We start from the raw sequence: 21,018 nt of genomic DNA, 5'->3' as shown, positions 1-21,018 counted from the left end.
GGCTAAAAACGTAAAAAAACGGGACGCTATTCGTCCCGTTTTTTATTTCTTCAGTTCACTGAGAGGCGCGGGTTTACCCAGCAAATAGCCCTGCAGATAATCTACGCCAAGCTCGAATAACGTCTCTTTCTGCGCCTGCGTTTCAACATATTCTGCCACCAGCGTAAGATTCTTCACCTTCGCCATGTCGCAAATCGACTTCACGATCAGCTGGTCCATCTTTTCGCTGACAATATCGCGTACAAAACAGCCGTCAATCTTGATGATATCCGCTTCCAGTCGTTTGAGGCGCTCATAGTTAGCATAACCGGTACCAAAGTCGTCAATCGCAATCAGACAGCCGTAGGCGCTGAGCTGGCGAATATTGTGCAGGCTGTTCTCGGAATCCGAAAACGCCTGCTCTTCCGTGACCTCAATGGTGATGGCTTCGGGCGTGACGCGATAGCGTTTCAGCAGGCGAATGATTTCATCCGCCGCGCCTTTTTGCATCAGGGTAAAGGGCATCAGATTGATGGAGAAACGATGCCCCGGATAGTGCTTCATTTTGCTCAGCAGCGTATCCACCACCTGCATGTCAAAGCGGTAGCTCAGGTTAAACTGGGTGATAATCGGGATAAATTTATCCGGTGTAATCAGCTCGCCGTCGCACTGCAAGCGGCTCAGGATCTCATGATACCCTTTGCCGTTTTTATCCACGATGGGCTGTGCATAAAGCTGAATACCGCCATGCGCCAGCGCGCGCTTAACCCGATTGAGCATCATGACGCGCTCAGTCGTAAAACCAGAGATAGCCTTTTCCCGACTGTCCAGCGCCAGCACCTGATGCGAACTACACGCCTGTTCAGAGAGCCAACTCAACTGCCCCAGCATAGGGTGCAGTTGGTTATATTCTTTGCCGTCGATAACGCCCCAGGACGCGCCAAATTCGAGGTCGATGACATTGTTATTCCAGCTAATCTTGTGATTATTCAGGAATTCAACAATGTGCGTCAGGCGTGCTTCGGTTTCCGGGCCAGTCAGAACCAGCAACAACTCATTGCCGGGGATCTGAAAGAGTTTTTCATCGCGCATCAGAAGCGGTTGTAAATTTCGGGTGATCGCACGCTTGCAGTGAATGCGCATCATCATGCCGTAATGACGGCTTAAGAATTCCAGGTTATCGATACGCAGGCAGCAAACGGTCGCCTGCTGGTTCTCTTTTAACCACGATTCGAACTCACGCAGGTTCGGCAGGCCAGTTAGCGGATCGATCAGCGCCTGGTCGTGCCATTTACGCTTCAGCGCTTCGCCCCGTGCGTAAATCTGCACCATATACAGAATACAAATGGTGAACGAGATCAATACGGACAAAACAAAAGCCACCGAGTAGGCACTCAGCACCCCAAACAGGAAATGCTTGTTATTCAGTACCAGCAGGAAGGCGGATACAGACCAAATCAGAACGATAAGTACACCGCTTAAGCGGCTGATTCCTGAGAAGAAGAGGATGAAGATTATGGGAACCAGATAACCGGCAATGTACTCCGTCTCATAGGGCGAACACAGTACGGTCAACAAAACCACAAGCCCAAGAACCCAGTACAGCACAAACGTTCGATTTTGCGATGACAGACAAGCAACCACATGACGTTGCCAGAAGGCTTTCGCAAAATGTGGGTTGAGGATCATCCGCATTGGATAATAGAAGAGCGGCGTAAATATCAGGGCCGCACAGATAAGACTTTGCACATCCACGACGCCATAAACCAACGAATGGGTGCCAAAGTAGCTGGAAACATTGACGGGAAAATCAAGGTAGTGGCCAACCAGGTACATAACAACTTTGATAATCGCCGGGGCGACAAAGCCAATCCAGAAAACTACGGCGCCCATATGATGGCTGGGTAATCCGTAACGCCACCGCCGGCCAACGATCCAGCGCAACATCAACGATGAGATCAGCACGCCCAGTAACTGGCAGGTAAGCAAAACGACTGCCTGGAAAAGCGTCAGATGAACCACGAAATTGTTGACGACTAAAAAGGTAATGATCAGAGGAATAACGGCGTGGCGACCAAACAGCAGAACGATAGCGAACGCTGCGCTAAGTGGTAACCAGGCCAGATAAGCTTCAGTACCATCAATAACGGCTTTAGGCGAGACAAAGCGAGCAAAGGGAATTGCGATTAAAGAGAGAGCTAATGCTATAAAAAACTTACGCGACAAAATATCTGTATTCAATCTCATTAGTATTCAGAACTGCATCCTTGTCGATACACCTATAATCCAGACTGATACTATGGGCATTATTCGAGCGAATCAAGGTGCTAAAGGAGGAAATTCCGACTAAACAAGGCGGAACAGGAATGTTGTTGTGGCTGGTTTAGAAACAGTATAGACAAACAAAAAACCCCCGCCACAGGCGAGGGTTTAAATTTGGTGGAGCTAAGCGGGATCGAACCGCTGACCTCTTGCATGCCATGCAAGCGCTCTCCCAGCTGAGCTATAGCCCCAACGGTGCTTTTACGTTCCAAACCTGATGGGAGCAGGATTTGGTGGAGCTAAGCGGGATCGAACCGCTGACCTCTTGCATGCCATGCAAGCGCTCTCCCAGCTGAGCTATAGCCCCAACGTAAAGCGTGTCGTGTTGACGGGCGGCATAATATGAATTCCATTGCGAGGTGTCAACGGCAAAATGCTGCGCGGCAAACTAATCGCTGAAAAAGCAGGCAGATGAATAACATTCCGAGCACGCTCGCAGAGAGAAGTTAAACCTGTCACGCTTTCTCATAAAAGGATGCTATAACATGAACTCGTAATTCCCACACTGCGATTCAGGAAATAGCATGCTCAAGGAACGAATGACACCGGAAGAAATCGCCCACCTGACTGGCTACAGTCGGCAAACCGTTAATAAATGGGTACGCAAGGAAGGATGGCAAACATCACCCCGTCCAGGCGTTCAGGGTGGAAAAGCCCGCCTGGTCCATATTAACGATCAGGTAAGGGAATTTATCTATAGCGCGCAACGCGCATCCGACACTACCGCGACTTACTCCACACAGAATGGGAATGACAATGCGTTTCATGGCCTGTTGCTGAATCTGGCGCAGGAAATGACGCTTGAAGAGCAGCGACAGTTAACCTCATTACTGTTGCGTGAAGGGATCAGCGGCCTGCTGCAACGTTTGGGTATCCGTGGCGCATAATCGTAATGAAAAGACTTAAAGATAAAATGTCTACCGAAGAGCTGGCTCGCTGTCTGGGAATGACGCGTCAGACAATCAACCGCTGGATCCGCGAACAACACTGGCAAACCGAACCTATGCCGGGCGTGAAAGGTGGCCGCGCAAGGTTGATACATATCACGCAACAGGTGAGAGACTTTCTGGCTAATACGCCTGCCCTGCTCCACATTGACGCATTCGACGCGCAAATGAATGAACCGGCGAAAAGCTACTCGACCAACGAAGCGAACGTTATCTGGCAACAGATCAGCGATACCTTACAGGTGATGACGCCAGACGAGATGGAAAAGCTGAATGTTTTGCTGCGTCGTGAAGGCATTTGCGGGTTTATGTCGCGGCTTGGGTTGAGCGAAACCCAGGGATAAAATGCGTGCTGTACTTGCCGGATGCGGCGTAAACGCCTTATCCGGCCTACAAAACATTGCAAATTCAATATATTGCAGAAGTCTTGTAGGCCTGATAAGCGTAGCGCATCAGGCAATCTTGCATTTGCCTTCAGGCTCAAACGGGCTTTCGCCCGTTTCTTATTACTGCTGGCTTTCGCGCTCAGCAATAAAGCCCAGCGCTTTGTTGATGCGCTCGATGCTACGGTTTTTACCAATCGCATGAACGGTTACGTCCAGCGCTGGCGATTGACCTGCACCCGTTACGGCTACGCGCAGTGGCATCCCCACTTTACCCATGCCCACTTCCAGCTCATCGGCAGTCGCCTGAATCGCGTGGTGAACATTTTCCGCCGTCCAGTCAGTGATGGCAGACAGTTTATCGCGCACCACTTCCAGCGGCTGACGCGCAACTGGACGCAGGTGTTTTTTCGCCGCATCGGCGTCAAACTCAGCGAAATCTTCGTAGAAGTAACGGCAGCTCTGCGCCATCTCTTTCAGCGTTTTGCAACGCTCGCCCAGCAGTTTCACCAGCTCAGACAGCTGCGGCCCCACGCGGGTGTCGATATTTTCCTGCTCAATATGCCACTGCAGATGCGTTGCAACATACTCGGCGGGCAGATTGTTGATGTAGTGATGGTTCAGCCACTGCAGTTTTTCAGTGTTGAAGGCGCTGGCAGATTTACTCACTGCGCTCAGGGTGAAGAATTTAATCATCTCTTCACGGGTGAAGATTTCCTGATCGCCATGAGACCAACCTAAACGCACCAGATAGTTCAGCAGCGCTTCCGGCAGGTAGCCGTCGTCGCGATACTGCATCACGCTGACTGCACCGTGACGTTTAGAGAGTTTTTTACCGTCATCGCCGTTGATCATCGACACGTGCGCGTAAACCGGTACCGGCGCATTCAGCGCTTTCAGGATGTTGATCTGACGCGGCGTATTGTTGATATGGTCTTCACCACGGATTACGTGGGTGATTTCCATATCCCAGTCATCCACCACAACGCAGAAGTTGTAGGTTGGGGAACCATCGGTACGACGGATGATCAGATCGTCCAGCTCCTGGTTGCTGAACTCGATCGGGCCGCGGATCTGGTCATCAAAGATAACCGAACCTTCCTGCGGGTTCGCGAAACGCACCACGCATGGCTCATCATCGGCGTGATGTTCATGGTTGTGGCGGCAGCGGCCGTCATAACGCGGTTTTTCACCTTTTGCCATCTGCTCTTCACGCAGCGCTTCCAGACGTTCTTTGGAGCAGTAGCATTTATAGGCGGTGCCCGCTTCCAGCATTTCGTCGATAACATTGTTGTAGCGATCGAAACGCTTGGTCTGATAGTACGGGCCTTCGTCCCATTCCAGATTCAGCCAGTTCATGCCATCCATAATGGCTTCGATAGCTTCCGGCGTGGAGCGCTCGAGATCGGTGTCTTCAATACGCAGCACAAACTCACCATCGTGATTACGTGCAAAAAGCCAGGAGTAAAGAGCAGTACGAGCACCGCCGACGTGCAGATAGCCTGTCGGGCTGGGCGCGAAGCGAGTTTTGATTTTCATTAAATGGCCTTACGTTTATTAAAGATGCCGACAACCGGCAAAACCTGGAACTTAGAAGGGCAATATTCTATCACTCCTGGCTGATTCCTCAATCTTCATCCCTCATCACGCTCAAAGTTAGTCGTTTTTGTATAGAAATCATGCATGAGCGCATAAAACCCCACCGCATTGTTTAATTTTACGACGAACAAACAAATTCTTTAGAAAATGCGTTGACTCATTTTCAACTCTCCCTATAATGCGACTCCACACAGCGGGGGTGATTAGCTCAGCTGGGAGAGCACCTCCCTTACAAGGAGGGGGTCGGCGGTTCGATCCCGTCATCACCCACCAACTACTTTATGTAGTCTCCGCCGTGTAGCAAGAAATTGAGAAGTGGGTGATTAGCTCAGCTGGGAGAGCACCTCCCTTACAAGGAGGGGGTCGGCGGTTCGATCCCGTCATCACCCACCACTTTCTCGCCAGCTGGATTTCTTGCAACAATGTGAAGTACCGAAGTGGGTGATTAGCTCAGCTGGGAGAGCACCTCCCTTACAAGGAGGGGGTCGGCGGTTCGATCCCGTCATCACCCACCACTTCGGGTCGTTAGCTCAGTTGGTAGAGCAGTTGACTTTTAATCAATTGGTCGCAGGTTCGAATCCTGCACGACCCACCAATGTAAAAAGGCGCCCTAAAGGCGCCTTTTTGCTATGCGCAAAAATCAACGATTCGAACCTGCAGCAGGTTCGGTGTTGAGCGTAGCGAAACAACGGAGCCGCTCGCGGCGACGGCCCGAAGGGCGAGCGAAGCGAGTCATCCTGCACGACCCACCAATGTAAAAAGGCGCCCTAAAGGCGCCTTTTTGCTATGCGTGATTCACAAGATAGAATTTTTTCTTACTCAAGTTCCCCGTTCTTCTGCCGATATTATCTCGTACAGCGACGAGGACTGAGCAATGGCCACTATATCTTCAACATCGATTCCTTCCATACAAACACAACGTAGTAACAAGGCGCCAGAAGGTAACGATATTGCTTCTCAAATTGCGCGCATCAGTCAGCAAATCGTTAAACTCACTCAGCAACTTAAAGAGATTGCAGACACGAACGGCAGTGCAGAAGATAAGCAAAAACAGGCTGAATTAATTCAACAGCAAATTACCCTCCTGGAAGCGCAACTGGCGCAGTTACAGAGACTGCAGGCGGAAAGAGCGCAGGAGCGAGAGCAACGTTCATCGCTGAATGCATCCCTTCCGGGTTCCGCTGAAAAAACGTCACATATTGATATCTATATCTGATACAACGGATCCCCTTCCCGCCCTGCCATTAACGCGCAGCCTTCATCACGCACCACATCCCATAACGCCTCAGCGGCGGTTGAAAGCGACCGGTTCTTCCTGCGCGCCAGCATCAACTGGCGTTCCACCACTGGCGTTATACGTTTCACCACCAGCGGGCTGCCCTCCGGTAACGGTAGCGCCAGCGCCGGAAGAATGCTGATGCCGATACCGGCGGCCACCATCGGGAAAAGCGTCGCCGGGTGACCAATCTCCTGCACGATATCCGCCTGAATAGCGTTACGTGCCAGCGCGGCGTCAATCAGCGGGCGGCTGCCTGAAGCGTAATCCTGTAACACCAGTTTTGCGCCCTGTAGCGCCTGCCAGGGCACATAATCCCGGGCTGCCAGCGGGTGTTCACGATGGCAAAGCAGAAAAAAAGGTTCGGAAAGAATGGCTTCACACTGCAGATCGCCCACTGCGCCAGGATCGATGACAATGCCAAAATCTACATCCCCCTGGCGGATACTTTCCATCACCCACTGCTGCGGACGATCGTGCAGGACAAACTGAATATCAGGATAGCGACGATGGCTTTCGGCAATACATTGCGGAATAAGATGCGCGGAAATGGTCTGGCTGGCGGCGACGCGGACTTTTCCACTTAACTGTTGCCCCATTCGTCCGGCGTCGCGCAGGGTACTGTTCAGTTCATCCAGCAACCTCTCCAGACGCAAAGCCAACTGTTGCCCTGCCTCTGTGAGCACCACTTCGCGCGTGGTTCTGTCCAGCAGGCGAACGCCTGTATGGTGCTCCAGCTCCTTCACGCTGTGACTGACCGCCGACTGGCTCAGACCGATACGCTCTCCCGCGCGGCTGAAACTTTTCTCCTGCGCCACCGTGACGAAAACCTTTAATTGTTTTAATGAGTAATTCATCTATTTTCTTCATGAATGGATGCAATAAATCAATTTTATTTCTCAAACTGAAAGAAGCACAATAGCGCCATCGATTTTCAGGAGTCTTTATGAAACTTTTTCGTATTCTTGACCCGTTTACGTTGACGCTCATTACCGTGGTGCTGCTGGCCTCTTTCTTCCCGGCACGCGGCGAGTTTGTGCCGTTTTTTGAACATCTGACCACCGCCGCGATTGCGCTGCTGTTTTTTATGCACGGTGCCAAATTGTCTCGCGAAGCGATTATCGCCGGGGGCAGCCACTGGCGATTACACTTGTGGGTAATGTGCAGCACTTTCATTCTCTTCCCGGTGCTGGGCGTGCTGTTGGTGTGGTGGTCACCGGTGGCGGTGGATCCGGCGCTGTATACCGGTTTCCTCTATCTGTGCATACTGCCGGCAACCGTCCAGTCAGCAATCGCGTTTACGTCGCTTGCGGGCGGGAACGTTGCGGCGGCGGTCTGTTCTGCGTCAGCGTCCAGCCTACTGGGGATTTTCCTGTCGCCATTGCTGGTTGGTTTGCTGATGAACATGCACGGCGCGGAAGGTAGCCTTGAGCAGGTTGGTAAAATTATGCTGCAACTGCTGTTGCCGTTCGTGCTTGGGCATCTTTCTCGCCCGTGGACCGGCGCGTTTGTCGCGAAGCATAAAAAGTGGATTGGCAAAACCGACCAGACCTCCATTCTGTTAGTGGTTTACTCGGCATTCAGCGAAGCGGTGGTGAACGGTATCTGGCACAAAGTGGGCATGGGTTCGCTGCTGTTTATTGTGGTGGTGAGTATCATCCTGCTGGCGATTGTGATTGCCGTGAACGTACTGGTGGCACGTAAAGCAGGCTTCAATAAAGCGGATGAAATTACGATTGTGTTCTGCGGCTCGAAGAAAAGCCTGGCGAACGGGATACCGATGGCGAACATCCTGTTCCCGACATCGGTTATCGGCATGATGGTACTGCCGCTGATGATATTCCATCAGATCCAGTTGATGGTGTGCGCGGTACTGGCGCGTCGTTACAAACAGCAGGCAGAAAAATTGCAGGCCGAAGAGCAGGCCCGCGCGGCCGGGACATCCGACGCTTAACGCTTCAGGGGCTGCACCAGCTGGGTCAGCCCCTCGGTTTTAATCAGCAGCGTTAAGGCCATCAGCTCGCCCAAATGCCCGGCAGGAAACTGATCCTTACGGGCAAACCACAGCAGATACTCTTCGGGGACGTCAATCAACCGACGCCCCTTGTATTTACCAAACGGCATTTCCGTATTGGCGATTTCAATGAGCTGCGCCTTATCCATATCAGGCGCCTAACAGCCGCAGCATTTCGGCTTCATCAATGACCTCAATCCCCAGCTCCTGCGCTTTCGCAAGCTTAGAGCCTGCTGCTTCACCGGCAATCACGAGGTCAGTTTTCTTCGACACGCTGCCCGCCACTTTTGCGCCGAGTTCCACCAAACGCGCCTTTGCGTCATCGCGCGACATCTGGCTCAGGCTACCGGTCAGGACAACCGTTTTCCCGGCAAACGGGCTGTCGATCTCTTCAGCATTGATCATAACCGCCGCAGGCCAGTTCACGCCCTCTTTCAGCAACTGCTGGATGACGTCGCGATTGCTCTCTTCTGCAAAGAAGTTAAAGACATGCGTGGCGACCACAATGCCGACGTCCGGCACTTTTTGCAGCTCTTCAATCGATGCGGCTTCCAGCGCCTCCAGCGTGCCGAAATAACCTGCCAGGCCAGCCGCCGTGGCTTCACCCACTTCACGGATACCGAGGGCGTAGAGGAAGCGTGCAAAGGTGGTGTTTTTCGCTTTTTCCAGCGCGTTGACCACATTTTGCGCCGATTTCGGCCCCATACGATCGAGACCGGTCAGCTTACCTGCGGTTAACGTGAACAGATCGGCAGGGGTGTGGACGTACTCTTTTTCCACCAGTTGGTCGATAATTTTATCGCCCATACCGTCAACATCCAGCGCACGGCGCGAGACAAAGTGCTTCAGCGACTCTTTGCGCTGCGCCCCGCAAATCAGGCCGCCGGTACAGCGAGCCACTGCTTCACCTTCCACGCGCTCAACGTCAGACTGACAAACCGGGCAGTGGGTCGGGAACACAATTTCCTGCGTCTCTTCCGGGCGCTCGGAAAGCACCACGTTGACCACCTGCGGGATAACATCCCCGGCACGGCGAATCACCACTTTATCGCCAATACGCAGCCCAAGACGCTCGATTTCATCGGCATTATGCAGCGTGGCATTGCTGACCAGTACGCCCGCGACCTGCACCGGTTCAAGGCGCGCAACCGGGGTGATGGCTCCGGTGCGGCCCACCTGGAACTCTACGTCGCGCACAAAGGTCATTTGTTCCTGAGCCGGGAATTTAAAGGCTACCGCCCAGCGTGGAGCGCGCGCGACAAATCCCAGTTGTTCCTGCAATGCCAGCGAGTCGACTTTAATCACCACGCCGTCGATATCAAAGCCGAGCGTCGGGCGATCTTCTTCAACCTTGTGATAGTAAGCGAGCACTTCCTCCGGGGAGGAGCAGAGTTTTACGCGATCGCTCACCGGTAAACCCCAGGCTTTAAATTGCTGCAAACGCCCCATGTGGCTGGCGGGCAGTTCGCCCCCCTCCAGAATACCCACGCCGTAGCAGAAGAAAGTAAGTGGTCGCTTCGCCGTAATCCGCGGGTCAAGCTGACGCAATGAGCCTGCCGCCGCGTTACGTGGGTTGGCAAATAATTTGCCACCGGTACGTCGCGCGTCATCATTGATTTTTTCAAACCCCGCCTGCGGCAGGAACACTTCACCACGCACTTCGAGGCGTGCCGGGATATTGTCTCCGCGCAGTTTTAGCGGGATCGCACGAATGGTGCGCACATTAGCGGTGATGTCTTCCCCGGTGGTGCCATCGCCACGCGTCGCCGCCTGCACCATGACGCCGTTTTCATAAAGAATACTCACCGCCAGGCCATCCAGCTTCAGCTCACAGCAATAGACCAGCGCATCACTGCTTTTCAGTCGATCCTGCACGCGCTTGTTGAAAGCGAGGAAGCTCTCTTCATCAAACACGTTATCCAGCGACAGCATAGGCACTTCGTGACGCACCTGGCTGAACGCGGCCAGCGGCGATGCACCCACGCGTTGCGTCGGCGAATCTGGCGTAATCAGTTCGGGATGTTGCGCCTCAAGCTCGCGCAGCTCGCGCATCAGGCGGTCATACTCGGCGTCCGGAACTTCCGGCGCATCCATAACGTGGTAAAGGTATTCATGATGGCGAAGCGTGGTTCGCAGTTCATTCAGTTGTTGTTCGATCGGTTCCATATCACACCATCAATGATAAAAAACCCCCGACAGGCGGGGGTTCAGGGAGAGTTGATAAAACGCCAGCCGTGATCAGGCGTTCGATTCCAGCACGTCGCGGATACGGTCCTGGTATTCGCGCAGTTTCTGCGGCGTCATCATCCGACGTTGATCGTCAAGCACCACACCACCTACTTCATCGGCAATATACTGTGCGGACTGCAACATCAGTTTGAAGTTTTGCAACGCATCGCCGTAAGCCGGTACCTGCATAAAGATAGTAATACCTGGCGTCGCCATATCAGCCATATTTTCCGGGTCGAAGGTGCCAGGTTTCAGCATGTTCGCCAGGCTGAAGAGCGCAGGGCCACTGCCGTCAGGGCTTAAGTGGCGATGGAAAATATTCATATCGCCAAATTTGAACCCGGCCTGCTGAATACTGTTCAGCAGCAGTTCGCCGTTGATCTGCGTGCCCTGATGTGCGGAGACGTTCATTACAATAACGGTCTCTTTACGCTCAGGTTTCGCGGGTGCTTCTTCAACCGGTTTAGGCTCTGGCTGCTGTACCGCGGCTGGCGCAGGTTGTGGTTGCGCGACCTGAGGTTCTGGCGCAGCAGGCTGTGGCGGAGCAACCGGTTGAGGCTGCGGCGCGGCGGGCTGCACCGGCTGAGGTGCGGCAACAGGCTGCGGCTGCGAATGAGGTTGTGGCTGGTGAACCGGCTGTGGCTGCGCATGCGTCTGTTGTACAGGCGAATGCTGGACAGGCGGTTGCTGCACGCGCGGCTGTTGAGGCTGCGGTGCGGATGGCCGGGCTGGCTCCTCGTGGCGCACAGGCTGTTGCACCTGACGCTCATACGGGGGCTGGTACTGGTGCGAAGGCGCCTGATGAGGTGCGTCATGCTCCCCTGCAACGCCCGGGGCGTGATTGACCTTGTGGACTCGAACTTCTCCCACGCCTTCATCACTATCATCAAAGCCATCATCAGACTCGTCGTCTTCACGAGACTTCATGCGTTTTAGTGGGCGATCGCGGAACATTGACGAGCGCTCTTTACGGCTGGTCCAGAAACCATGAACCAGAAGAGCGAGTATGGCGATCGCGCCAACAATGATTAATATCAGACGCAAATCCTGCATCATTATATTCTCTGTTGTTCTAACACCTTGCCACCACGGCAAACATTTACTCCCTAAGAGTATTTGCCCAACACGTCAAGTGCAAGTGCGCACATGACATTCCCCGCAGAAAGATAACCTAAATCGTGCTTTTTGCTGTTTTTTCGAACATTTCCTAACTGGTCATTCCCTGGCAACCCGATAATATACGCAGGTAATTTCGTAGCTGTCAGACACAGGAGCATTTGCTGACCATGGTTTCATCATCCACCCCTTCCCCGCGCAGCGGTCTCTACTATTTCTCGCAGGGCTGGAAACTGATCGGGTTACCCGGCATTCGCCGGTTTGTTATTTTACCGTTGCTGGTCAACATTGTACTGATGGGGGGCGCGTTCTGGTGGCTGTTCAATAAGCTCGGGGAGTGGATCCCCTCGTTGATGGCACGAATCCCTGACTGGCTGCAATGGCTGAGCTACCTCTTATGGCCGGTGGCGGTTATTTCGATTTTGCTGGTCTTCGGCTATTTCTTCTCGACTATCGCGAACTGGATTGCCGCGCCGTTTAACGGCCTGCTGGCAGAACAGCTTGAGGCAAGGCTGACCGGCGCGACGCCGCCGGATACCGGTGTGCTGGGCGTAGTAAAGGATGTGCCGCGTATCATGAAGCGTGAGTGGCAAAAGCTGGCGTGGTATCTGCCGCGTGCGCTGGTGCTGTTGGTGCTCTATTTCATCCCCGGCATCGGGCAGACGGTCGCGCCAGTATTATGGTTCCTGTTCAGCGCATGGATGCTGGCGATTCAGTATTGCGATTATCCGTTCGACAACCATAAAGTGCCGTTTAAAACGATGCGCGCGTCTCTACGCGAGCGCAAGGTTTTGAACATGCAGTTCGGCGCGCTGGCGAGTCTTTTCACTATGATCCCGGTGTTAAACCTGGTCATCATTCCGGTCGCCATCTGCGGCGCAACGGCGATGTGGGTCGACTGCTATCGCGATAAACACGCAATGTGGAAGTAACCGTTTCAGGCGCTCGCACCCGTGAGCGCCGTTATGCTTTCCTTATTCCATCCTGACAGCCATTATTTCCCTTCTGAATATAGATATGCTAATTACTTACTTCCGCAGAATCTTTAAGCAGGTATGCTGGGGCAGTACCCCAAATTTCATACAGTTAAGGACAGGCCATGAGTAAGATTTTTGAAGATAACTCGCTGACTATCGGTCATACGCCGCTGGTTCGACTGAACCGCATCGGTAACGGACGCATTCTGGCGAAGGTAGAATCACGCAACCCAAGCTTCAGCGTTAAGTGCCGTATCGGTGCCAACATGATTTGGGATGCAGAAAAACGTGGCGTGCTGAAACCGGGCGTGGAGCTGGTTGAACCAACCAGCGGTAATACCGGTATCGCGCTGGCCTATGTTGCCGCCGCGCGTGGCTACAAACTGACGCTGACCATGCCGGAAACCATGAGTATTGAACGCCGTAAGCTGTTGAAAGCGCTGGGGGCAAACCTCGTGCTGACCGAAGGCGCGAAAGGCATGAAAGGTGCGATTCAAAAAGCAGAAGAAATTGTTGCCAGCGATCCGGAAAAATTCCTGTTGCTGCAGCAGTTCAGCAACCCGGCTAACCCGGAAATTCATGAAAAGACCACCGGCCCTGAAATCTGGGAAGATACCGATGGTCAGGTTGATGTGTTTATCGCCGGCGTCGGTACTGGCGGTACGCTGACCGGCGTGTCGCGTTATATTAAAGGCACAAAAGGCAAAACCGATTTGATTTCCGTCGCGGTTGAGCCGACAGATTCCCCGGTCATTGCCCAGGCGCTGGCGGGCGAAGAGATCAAACCAGGCCCACACAAAATTCAGGGCATAGGCGCAGGTTTCATTCCTGGCAACCTCGACCTTAAGCTGGTTGATAAAGTTGTCGCTATCACTAACGAAGAAGCCATTTCCACCGCGCGTCGCCTGATGGAAGAAGAGGGTATTCTGGCAGGCATCTCTTCTGGAGCAGCTGTTGCAGCAGCGTTGAAACTTCAGGAAGATGAAACCTTTACCAATAAGAATATTGTGGTTATTCTACCGTCATCGGGTGAGCGTTATCTGAGCACCGCATTGTTTGCCGATCTCTTCACAGAGAAAGAACTGCAACAGTAGTGCCAGCATGTTAAAAGCGCGTAAAAAAGCACCCTTTTGGGTGCTTTTTTGTGGCGCGCATCAAACTTTTACCCCCCCTGGCATTGCTTCACCGCATCAGGTCTGGTATTTAACATTCAGATTTATTTTGATGCGCGAAATTATTCATTTCCGGATTTGCACAAGCTGAATCGATTTTATGATTTGGTTCAAATCTCGCTTTCGCGGCATAATGTTTAATGATAAGCGAAACGCCGAAGGCCAGAAGCGCAAGAATCGGATACGCTTGTACCGATTCCGGCGCTCAGAATCGTGACATCGCTGATTACTACAGGCTAAAGTCAGGCCACCAGGCTAGACTTTAGTTCCACAACACTAAACCTATAAGTTGGGGAAATATAATGTTCCAGCAAGAAGTTACCATTACCGCTCCGAACGGTCTGCATACCCGCCCTGCTGCTCAGTTTGTTAAAGAAGCGAAAGGCTTCACTTCTGAGATCACTGTGACCTCCAACGGCAAAAGCGCTAGCGCGAAAAGCCTGTTCAAACTGCAAACTCTGGGCCTGACTCAGGGTACCGTTGTGACCCTGTCCGCTGAAGGTGAAGACGAACAAAAAGCAGTTGAGCATCTCGTTAAGCTGATGGCTGAACTCGAGTAATTTCCAGAGTTCTTTTTCATATCAGTCACAAGTAAGGTAGGGTTATGATTTCAGGCATTTTAGCATCCCCGGGTATCGCTTTCGGTAAAGCACTGCTGCTGAAAGAAGATGAGATTGTCATCGACCGGAAAAAAATTTCTGCCGATAAGGTTGATCAGGAAGTTGAGCGTTTTCTGGCTGGTCGCGCCAAGGCGTCGGCACAGTTAGAAGCCATCAAGACTAAGGCTGGCGAAACTTTCGGTGAAGAAAAAGAAGCTATCTTCGAAGGGCACATCATGCTGCTCGAAGATGAAGAGCTGGAGCAGGAAATCATAGCCCTGGTTAAAGATAAGCACATGACGGCTGACGCAGCGGCTCATGAGGTTATCGAAGGTCAGGCGACTGCCCTGGAAGAACTGGATGATGAATACCTGAAAGAGCGTGCGGCTGACGTACGTGACATCGGTAAGCGCCTGCTGCGCAACATCCTGGGTCTGGCAATCATCGATCTGAGCGCAATTCAGGAAGAAGTTATCCTGGTTGCGGCTGACCTGACCCCGTCCGAAACCGCACAGCTGAACCTGAAGAAGGTGCTGGGCTTTATCACTGACGTCGGTGGCCGTACTTCTCACACCTCTATCATGGCGCGTTCTCTGGAACTGCCTGCGATTGTGGGTACCGGCAACGTCACCTCTCAGGTGAAAAACGACGACTATCTGATTCTGGATGCCGTAAACAACAAAGTTTACGTCAACCCGACTAACGAAGAGATCGAAAAACTGCGCGCCGTTCAGGAGCAAGTTGCGACTGAAAAAGCTGAACTGGCAAAACTGAAAGATCTGCCGGCCATTACTCTTGATGGTCACCAGGTTGAAGTGTGCGCGAACATCGGTACCGTGCGTGACGTTGAAGGCGCTGAGCGCAATGGCGCTGAAGGCGTTGGTCTCTATCGTACTGAATTCCTGTTCATGGACCGTGACGCGCTGCCAACTGAAGAAGAACAGTTTGCGGCGTACAAAGCCGTTGCTGAAGCGTGTGGCTCACAGGCGGTTATCGTCCGTACCATGGACATCGGTGGCGACAAAGAGCTGCCGTACATGAACTTCCCGAAAGAAGAGAACCCGTTCCTGGGCTGGCGTGCCGTGCGTATCGCAATGGATCGTAAAGAGATCCTGCGTGACCAGGTTCGTGCCATCCTGCGTGCGTCCGCTTTCGGTAAACTGCGCATTATGTTCCCGATGATCATCTCTGTTGAAGAAGTCCGCGCTCTGCGCAAAGAGATCGAAATCTACAAACAGGAACTGCGCGACGAAGGTAAAGCATTTGATGAGTCCATTGAGATTGGCGTGATGGTGGAAACACCGGCTGCGGCCACGATTGCTCGTCATTTAGCCAAAGAAGTTGATTTCTTTAGTATCGGTACCAATGATTTAACGCAGTACACTCTGGCAGTTGACCGTGGTAATGATATGATTTCACATCTTTACCAACCAATGTCACCGTCCGTCCTTACGCTTATCAAGCAGGTTATTGATGCTTCTCATGCGGAAGGTAAATGGACTGGCATGTGTGGTGAGCTTGCAGGCGACGAACGTGCTACACTTCTGTTGCTGGGTATGGGTCTGGACGAATTCTCAATGAGCGCCATTTCTATCCCACGCATTAAGAAGATCATTCGTAACACGAACTTCGAAGATGCGAAGGTATTAGCAGAGCAAGCTCTTGCTCAACCGACAACGGACGAGTTAATGGCGCTGGTTAACAAGTTCATTGAAGAAAAAACAATCTGCTAATCCACGAGTTCGGCCCAATTACTGCTTAGGAGAAGATCATGGGTTTGTTCGACAAATTGAAATCTCTGGTTTCTGACGACAAAAAAGACACCGGTACTATTGAGATTATTGCACCGCTCTCTGGCGAGATCGTTAACATTGAAGACGTGCCGGATGTAGTTTTTGCTGAAAAAATCGTTGGCGACGGTATTGCCATCAAACCAACTGGCAACAAAATGGTTGCGCCGGTTGATGGGACTATCGGCAAGATTTTTGAAACCAACCATGCCTTCTCTATCGAATCCGATAGCGGCATTGAGCTGTTCGTTCACTTCGGTATCGACACCGTTGAACTGAAAGGCGAAGGTTTCAAACGTATCGCTGAAGAAGGCCAACGTGTGAAAGTCGGCGACCCGGTAATCGAATTCGATCTGCCGCTGCTGGAAGAGAAAGCCAAGTCTACTCTGACTCCGGTTGTTATCTCCAACATGGACGAGATCAAAGAGCTGATCAAACTGTCCGGTAGCGTAACGGTGGGTGAAACCCCGGTTATCCGCATCAAGAAGTAATTCTTGCTGAACTGAAAAAGGCGCCGAAAGGCGCCTTTTTTGTCTCTATCGCCCCTTTGCTGGCTCGCTGGCGTATACTTCCAGTTCATCAGATAAAAATGGATGGCAGATGAAGTGGTCGGCACAACGCTAAGAACCTTCACCACCCTTTTCTGCGTGCTGACAATCCTCGTAGGTGGCGCAGTGTTAACCTGGTTTCAGGTGATTGGCGCGGAGCTTGAGCAGACCGCTGCGGTGGCGAAAAAGACCGTGCAAAAAATCGATACGCTGCTGAATGCATCCCGACTGGCAGCAACAAAAGCCCATCCTCTGCTTTCACAACCCTGCACCGCCCAAACGCGTACCGAACTTGAACGGCTGGTGGTTTCCTTTCCGCATATTCGTATCATCAATCTCTATAAAGATAAGATTCTGTACTGCTCTTCTTATGATGATGCCAACGCTATCAATATGAATTATGCGGCACATATCGCGCAGGAACTGAGCATCATTGATGATAAGACCATCTCACCGGGCGATAAGGTAATTGTGCTGCAAACGGCATATCCGGATGGGATGATTACCTCAAGTTTCAGTAGCCAGTGGTTGGCCGAGGTACTGGAACTCTTAAGCAACCAGCGGCCTCTGACGTTACATATTGGCGATACGGCGATACGACAAAACCACAATACGTCTGCGGAAGATAACGCCAGGCATGTCAATGTGCAGTCAGAGAAGTTCCCCTACTCCGTCGATTATCCGGCCTGGAAGACGGTTCCCGTTTCGTTGTATCTGCAACAGGGCTGGCTGTCGTTGCTGCTAACGCTGTGCCTGGCGCTGATCGTCGGGGTTGTGCTGTGGCGACATATTCTTCATCGTCCCACATTGTATGAAAACCTCGAACGCGCCATCGCTGAAGGGGAAATTGTCCCATGGTATCAACCGGTCATCCGCAGCAGCTCAGGGAAATTCTACGGCGTGGAAGTGCTTGCACGCTGGGTGACGCCTTCTGGAGAGATCATCTCGCCCGACAGCTTTATTCCGCTTGCTGAAGAGAGTGGGCTGATTGTGCCGTTGACACGAAAATTAATGGCGCTGGCAGGCGATGAACTGCCTTCCCTGCTTGAGGCGCGCCCCCTGCCTTTCCATGTAAGTTTTAATTTCACCGCCTCACATATTCAGACACCGAACTTTATCGACGAGTGTCGCGCATTTCTGAAACGCTTCCCGGAAAACAGTATTCGCCTCACCGCCGAAATCACCGAGCGTGAGCCGTTTGAGAAGGTGAACGAGTTAAAAGAAACGCTCATTTTTCTCGAAAGCCGCGGTGTCACCATCGCACTGGATGATTTTGGTACCGGTTATTCCAATCTGAATTTACTCACCGGGTTGCCGGTCGGGCTGATTAAAATCGATAAGCTGTTTGTAAACGGGATTTCCAGCGCGACGGACTCGACCAAACTGATTGATTGTGTTATCGATATGGCAAAATCGCTGGGGATGAAAATTATCGTTGAAGGCGTGGAAACGGAGTATCAGGTGGCATATCTGACGCATAAACAGGTCGATTACTTTCAGGGCTACTACTTTTCTAAACCCCTGCCCGTCAGCGAACTGGCTACCGTAGTGAAAAAAACGTACCGCATTCCGCAGCTTGAAGAGATTTCCCACGCCTGACGACGTGGGAAACGTTTTACAGCGGAGGGAGCATCAGCTCATGACACTCGTGTTCATGGGTCCAGGTCATGACCTGCAGGACGCGATTGGCCGCGCGTTCCGCCGCATCGCCCAGAGATGCGCCTTCCAGCAGGCGACTCACTAACTCAGCACAGAACAGGTCACCGGTGCCTTTCAGGTCAGTGACGATTCTTGGGTGCTCAATGACGCGAATATCCTCTGCCGTCACCGCCACCACCGAGATAGCCTCAGGATTTTTCGACGGCGCACTGGTGATAATCACCCATTTTAAGGTGTCTGAAAGCAGACTACGCGCAGCCAGAATCGCCTCTTCGAGGGTATGACATGGCATATCGCTCAACATCTGCAACTCGAACAGATTCGGCGTAATGCCCTGCGCCTGCGGCAGTAAATGCCGGCGATACGCGAGAGGAATCTCCGCCTTCACATACATCCCGCTGTCGATGTCGCCGATAACCGGGTCGACCAGCACAAAAATATCGGGATGCGTTTGACGAATCGTTGCCAGCCAGTCAGCCAGCAGAGCAATCTGTTCCGCGCTGCCCATATAGCCGGTCGTCACCGCTTTAAGCGTTTGTAGCGCATTACGCTCTTCCAGTGCCAGCAAATATCCGCGGAACCACTCAGCCGGGATCACCCCGCCATAAAACGTGTCGTAATGGGGGGTGTTGCTGAACAATACCGTCGGCACCGCCATGACCTGCCAGCCGTGCTGCTTGATGGCCGGCACCGCAATACTGTTGCCCACGCTGCCATAAATAACCTGAGACTGCACGGCAACAATATCTGCCTGCAATGCCTGGCGCGTGTCGCTAAACAGCACCGATTGTATGTCGTCTTGCTGGTCCATTGTTTCTCCTCCCGCTGGACGGCGGGTCATGCGCTATCCACTATTGGCTCTATGTTATGCCAGCCAGAGGCAAAGGTCGATTCCCCCACGGGGTAATCATGCAGAAACATGAAAATCCAAAAATGAAGAAACCATCACAAATTCAATGAGAAACCCGGCAATTTACCAACGGTTTCTCCCAGCACACATATACTGAATATCACTACGATTAATACGGTGAACCCCGCCAACCCACGAGGCCCATCGCGATGACCCAGGTACAGACCCAAATCAAGGCCGTTATCGAAGCCTGTGACCAGGCCATTTCGCAGGAAGATTACGACACACTGATGAACTACTACGCCGAGGACGCTACGCTTGTGGTGAAGCCGGAGATGATTGTGAAAGGCAAAGTGAATATTCATAAAGCGTTTATCGCCATCGCCGACTTCTTCCAGCATCGCCTGGTGGTCACGCAGGGAAAGATGGAGATTATTGAAGGCGGCGACACGGCGCTGGTGATTATGGAAACCCGGCTGGATATTCCAACGGAAGACGGCGGCAGCACGCAGGTCACCAGGCGGGCAACCTACGTGTTTGCCCACCGCAATGAGCGCTGGCTTTGTACCATTGATAATTCCTACGGAACAGAGCTTCTCAATCCCCGCGCGATTTAAATCCCCAGCCCCTGGCTAAAGTGCTCTTCACCGAATACGCCGGTAGAGAGATAGCGATCGCCGCGATCGCAGATGATCGCCACAACCACTGCGCCGGGGTTCGCTTTTGCCACGCGTATCGCGCCAGCGACCGCACCGCCGGAGCTCACGCCGCAGAAAATCCCTTCCCGCACCGCCAGTTCGCGCATGGTGTTTTCCGCATCACGCTGGTGAATATCCACCACTTCATCCACTAATGAGGCGTTGAAAATGCCCGGCATATACTCTGCCGGCCAGCGGCGAATGCCCGGAATACTGCTACCCTCTTCCGGTTGCAAACCGACAATAGTGACGGGTTTATCCTGCTCACGCATAAAGCGCGAAACGCCGGTTATCGTGCCGGTCGTCCCCATGCTGGAGACGAAATGGGTAATGCGACCGCCGGTCTGCTGCCAGATTTCCGGCCCAGTCGTCATGTAATGCGCATAAGGGTTATCAGGGTTGTTGAACTGATCGAGCAGCTTGCCTTCACCGCGATTCTCCATTTCCTGCGCCAGATCGCGTGCACCTTCCATACCCTGCTCTTTAGTGACCAGAATCAGTTCCGCACCGTAGGCACGCATCGCCGCGCGGCGTTCCTGGCTCATGTTGTCCGGCATCAGCAATTTCATGCGATAGCCTTTTAGTGCGGCGATCATTGCCAGCGCAATGCCAGTGTTACCACTGGTGGCTTCAATCAGGACATCGCCCGGTTTTATTTCCCCGCGCTTTTCCGCCTCGACAATCATCGATAACGCGGCACGATCTTTCACCGAACCTGCCGGGTTATTGCCTTCCAGCTTCACCCACACTTCACTGCCGTTATCCGGCCCCAGACGTTGTAATTTGACCAGCGGCGTATTGCCGATGGTTTGTTCTAATGTGTTCACGTTTTCTGCCCAAGAAAAAGCCGGGTGGCGCTT

The 21,018-nt window shown here is 52.6% G+C and carries 19 protein-coding genes and 6 tRNA genes; 15 read left to right on the top strand and 10 right to left on the bottom strand.

Annotated elements, in window-relative coordinates:
- Positions 1–42: 42 nt before the first annotated feature.
- The 3 genes from ACOXYR_RS05065 to ACOXYR_RS05055 all read right to left on the bottom strand — a co-directional run bounded on the left by ACOXYR_RS05065 (position 43) and on the right by ACOXYR_RS05055 (position 2,608).
- A complete protein-coding gene (locus tag ACOXYR_RS05065; RefSeq protein WP_350437311.1) occupies positions 43–2,226 on the bottom strand; it encodes a sensor domain-containing phosphodiesterase in 2,184 nt (727 codons plus the stop codon).
- A 190-nt stretch (positions 2,227–2,416) separates the two neighbouring features.
- Positions 2,417–2,492 (bottom strand) — tRNA-Ala (locus ACOXYR_RS05060).
- A 40-nt stretch (positions 2,493–2,532) separates the two neighbouring features.
- Positions 2,533–2,608 (bottom strand) — tRNA-Ala (locus ACOXYR_RS05055).
- 217 nt (positions 2,609–2,825) lie between these two features.
- Here ACOXYR_RS05055 and ACOXYR_RS05050 point away from each other — a divergent pair.
- Both ACOXYR_RS05050 and ACOXYR_RS05045 read left to right on the top strand, forming a co-directional pair.
- A complete protein-coding gene (locus ACOXYR_RS05050) occupies positions 2,826–3,188 on the top strand; it encodes a YfeC-like transcriptional regulator (protein WP_108473472.1) in 363 nt (120 codons plus the stop codon).
- Between the two features lie 5 nt (positions 3,189–3,193).
- Positions 3,194–3,592 carry a YfeC-like transcriptional regulator gene (locus ACOXYR_RS05045; RefSeq protein ID WP_108473471.1) on the top strand — a complete coding sequence of 133 codons (399 nt, stop codon included), beginning with the start codon at positions 3,194–3,196 and terminating at the stop codon, positions 3,590–3,592.
- Between the two features lie 162 nt (positions 3,593–3,754).
- Here the strand turns inward: ACOXYR_RS05045 and gltX are convergent, their stop codons facing one another.
- On the bottom strand, positions 3,755–5,170 hold the full coding sequence (gene gltX, locus ACOXYR_RS05040; protein ID WP_108473470.1) for a glutamate--tRNA ligase: 1,416 nt from the start codon (positions 5,168–5,170) through the stop codon (positions 3,755–3,757).
- Positions 5,171–5,427: 257 nt separating this feature from the next.
- Between gltX and ACOXYR_RS05035 the strand changes: the two genes are divergently transcribed.
- The 5 genes from ACOXYR_RS05035 (at position 5,428) to ACOXYR_RS05015 (ending at position 6,446) form a co-directional block, all read left to right on the top strand.
- Positions 5,428–5,503: transfer RNA gene (locus tag ACOXYR_RS05035), tRNA-Val, on the top strand.
- 44 nt (positions 5,504–5,547) lie between these two features.
- A tRNA-Val gene (locus tag ACOXYR_RS05030) sits at positions 5,548–5,623 on the top strand.
- Positions 5,624–5,669: 46 nt separating this feature from the next.
- Positions 5,670–5,745, top strand: a tRNA-Val gene (locus ACOXYR_RS05025).
- Between the two features lie 4 nt (positions 5,746–5,749).
- Positions 5,750–5,825 (top strand) — tRNA-Lys (locus ACOXYR_RS05020).
- A gap of 279 nt (positions 5,826–6,104) precedes the next feature.
- Complete coding sequence (locus ACOXYR_RS05015; protein WP_421355768.1) at positions 6,105–6,446, top strand: FlxA-like family protein; 342 nt, start codon at positions 6,105–6,107, stop codon at positions 6,444–6,446.
- On the opposite strand, the gene ACOXYR_RS05010 is transcribed toward ACOXYR_RS05015, so the two are convergent.
- The gene (locus ACOXYR_RS05010; protein WP_189622716.1) at positions 6,437–7,363 is read right to left on the bottom strand and encodes a LysR family transcriptional regulator; all 927 of its coding nucleotides are present in this window, start codon (positions 7,361–7,363) and stop codon (positions 6,437–6,439) included. The two genes, ACOXYR_RS05015 and ACOXYR_RS05010, sit on opposite strands and share 10 nt — an antisense overlap.
- Before the next feature lie 89 nt (positions 7,364–7,452).
- On the opposite strand from ACOXYR_RS05010, the gene ACOXYR_RS05005 reads away from it, so the two are divergent.
- Entirely contained in the window at positions 7,453–8,460 is a 1,008-nt protein-coding gene (locus ACOXYR_RS05005) for a bile acid:sodium symporter family protein (protein WP_421355767.1), read from the top strand.
- Here the strand turns inward: ACOXYR_RS05005 and ACOXYR_RS05000 are convergent.
- The 3 genes from ACOXYR_RS05000 to zipA all read right to left on the bottom strand — a co-directional run bounded on the left by ACOXYR_RS05000 (position 8,457) and on the right by zipA (position 11,805).
- On the bottom strand, positions 8,457–8,669 hold the full coding sequence (locus tag ACOXYR_RS05000; protein WP_015963519.1) for a DUF3820 family protein: 213 nt from the start codon (positions 8,667–8,669) through the stop codon (positions 8,457–8,459). The genes ACOXYR_RS05005 and ACOXYR_RS05000 overlap by 4 nt on opposite strands.
- 1 nt (position 8,670) lies before the next feature.
- On the bottom strand, positions 8,671–10,686 hold the full coding sequence (ligA, locus tag ACOXYR_RS04995; RefSeq protein WP_189622715.1) for an NAD-dependent DNA ligase LigA: 2,016 nt from the start codon (positions 10,684–10,686) through the stop codon (positions 8,671–8,673).
- 72 nt (positions 10,687–10,758) lie between these two features.
- Positions 10,759–11,805, bottom strand: coding sequence for a cell division protein ZipA (zipA, locus tag ACOXYR_RS04990; RefSeq protein WP_113857935.1), 1,047 nt, complete (start codon positions 11,803–11,805; stop codon positions 10,759–10,761).
- 230 nt (positions 11,806–12,035) lie between these two features.
- On the opposite strand from zipA, the gene cysZ reads away from it, so the two are divergent.
- The 6 genes from cysZ (at position 12,036) to ACOXYR_RS04960 (ending at position 18,550) form a co-directional block, all read left to right on the top strand.
- Positions 12,036–12,797 carry a sulfate transporter CysZ gene (gene cysZ, locus ACOXYR_RS04985; protein WP_113858070.1) on the top strand — a complete coding sequence of 254 codons (762 nt, stop codon included), beginning with the start codon at positions 12,036–12,038 and terminating at the stop codon, positions 12,795–12,797.
- Positions 12,798–12,964: 167 nt separating this feature from the next.
- Entirely contained in the window at positions 12,965–13,936 is a 972-nt protein-coding gene (gene cysK / locus ACOXYR_RS04980; protein WP_015963515.1) for a cysteine synthase A, read from the top strand.
- Positions 13,937–14,316: 380 nt separating this feature from the next.
- Positions 14,317–14,574 (top strand): phosphocarrier protein Hpr, encoded by a 258-nt coding sequence (gene ptsH / locus ACOXYR_RS04975; protein ID WP_002913505.1) that lies wholly within the window; start codon positions 14,317–14,319, stop codon positions 14,572–14,574.
- 44 nt (positions 14,575–14,618) lie between these two features.
- Positions 14,619–16,346, top strand: a complete 1,728-nt coding sequence (ptsI, locus tag ACOXYR_RS04970; RefSeq protein ID WP_108473463.1) for a phosphoenolpyruvate-protein phosphotransferase PtsI — start codon at positions 14,619–14,621, stop codon at positions 16,344–16,346.
- 38 nt (positions 16,347–16,384) lie between these two features.
- Positions 16,385–16,894 (top strand): PTS glucose transporter subunit IIA, encoded by a 510-nt coding sequence (crr, locus tag ACOXYR_RS04965; RefSeq protein ID WP_008803873.1) that lies wholly within the window; start codon positions 16,385–16,387, stop codon positions 16,892–16,894.
- Positions 16,895–16,996: 102 nt separating this feature from the next.
- Positions 16,997–18,550 (top strand): EAL domain-containing protein, encoded by a 1,554-nt coding sequence (locus tag ACOXYR_RS04960; RefSeq protein WP_421355766.1) that lies wholly within the window; start codon positions 16,997–16,999, stop codon positions 18,548–18,550.
- A gap of 16 nt (positions 18,551–18,566) precedes the next feature.
- Here the strand turns inward: ACOXYR_RS04960 and pdxK are convergent, their stop codons facing one another.
- Positions 18,567–19,421 (bottom strand): pyridoxine/pyridoxal/pyridoxamine kinase, encoded by an 855-nt coding sequence (gene pdxK, locus ACOXYR_RS04955; protein ID WP_108473461.1) that lies wholly within the window; start codon positions 19,419–19,421, stop codon positions 18,567–18,569.
- 248 nt (positions 19,422–19,669) lie between these two features.
- On the opposite strand from pdxK, the gene ACOXYR_RS04950 reads away from it, so the two are divergent.
- Positions 19,670–20,077 carry a YybH family protein gene (locus ACOXYR_RS04950; protein WP_421355765.1) on the top strand — a complete coding sequence of 136 codons (408 nt, stop codon included), beginning with the start codon at positions 19,670–19,672 and terminating at the stop codon, positions 20,075–20,077.
- On the opposite strand, the gene cysM is transcribed toward ACOXYR_RS04950, so the two are convergent.
- Complete coding sequence (gene cysM / locus ACOXYR_RS04945) at positions 20,074–20,985, bottom strand: cysteine synthase B (RefSeq protein ID WP_421355764.1); 912 nt, start codon at positions 20,983–20,985, stop codon at positions 20,074–20,076. The genes ACOXYR_RS04950 and cysM overlap by 4 nt on opposite strands.
- Positions 20,986–21,018: the final 33 nt, after the last annotated feature.

The sequence above is a fragment of the Pseudocitrobacter faecalis genome (assembly GCF_965231525.1).
In the GTDB taxonomy this organism is placed as follows: domain Bacteria; phylum Pseudomonadota; class Gammaproteobacteria; order Enterobacterales; family Enterobacteriaceae; genus Pseudocitrobacter; species Pseudocitrobacter faecalis.
The sequence above is the reverse complement of the archived record's forward strand: the minus strand, read 5'-3'. Positions and strand labels throughout refer to the sequence as shown.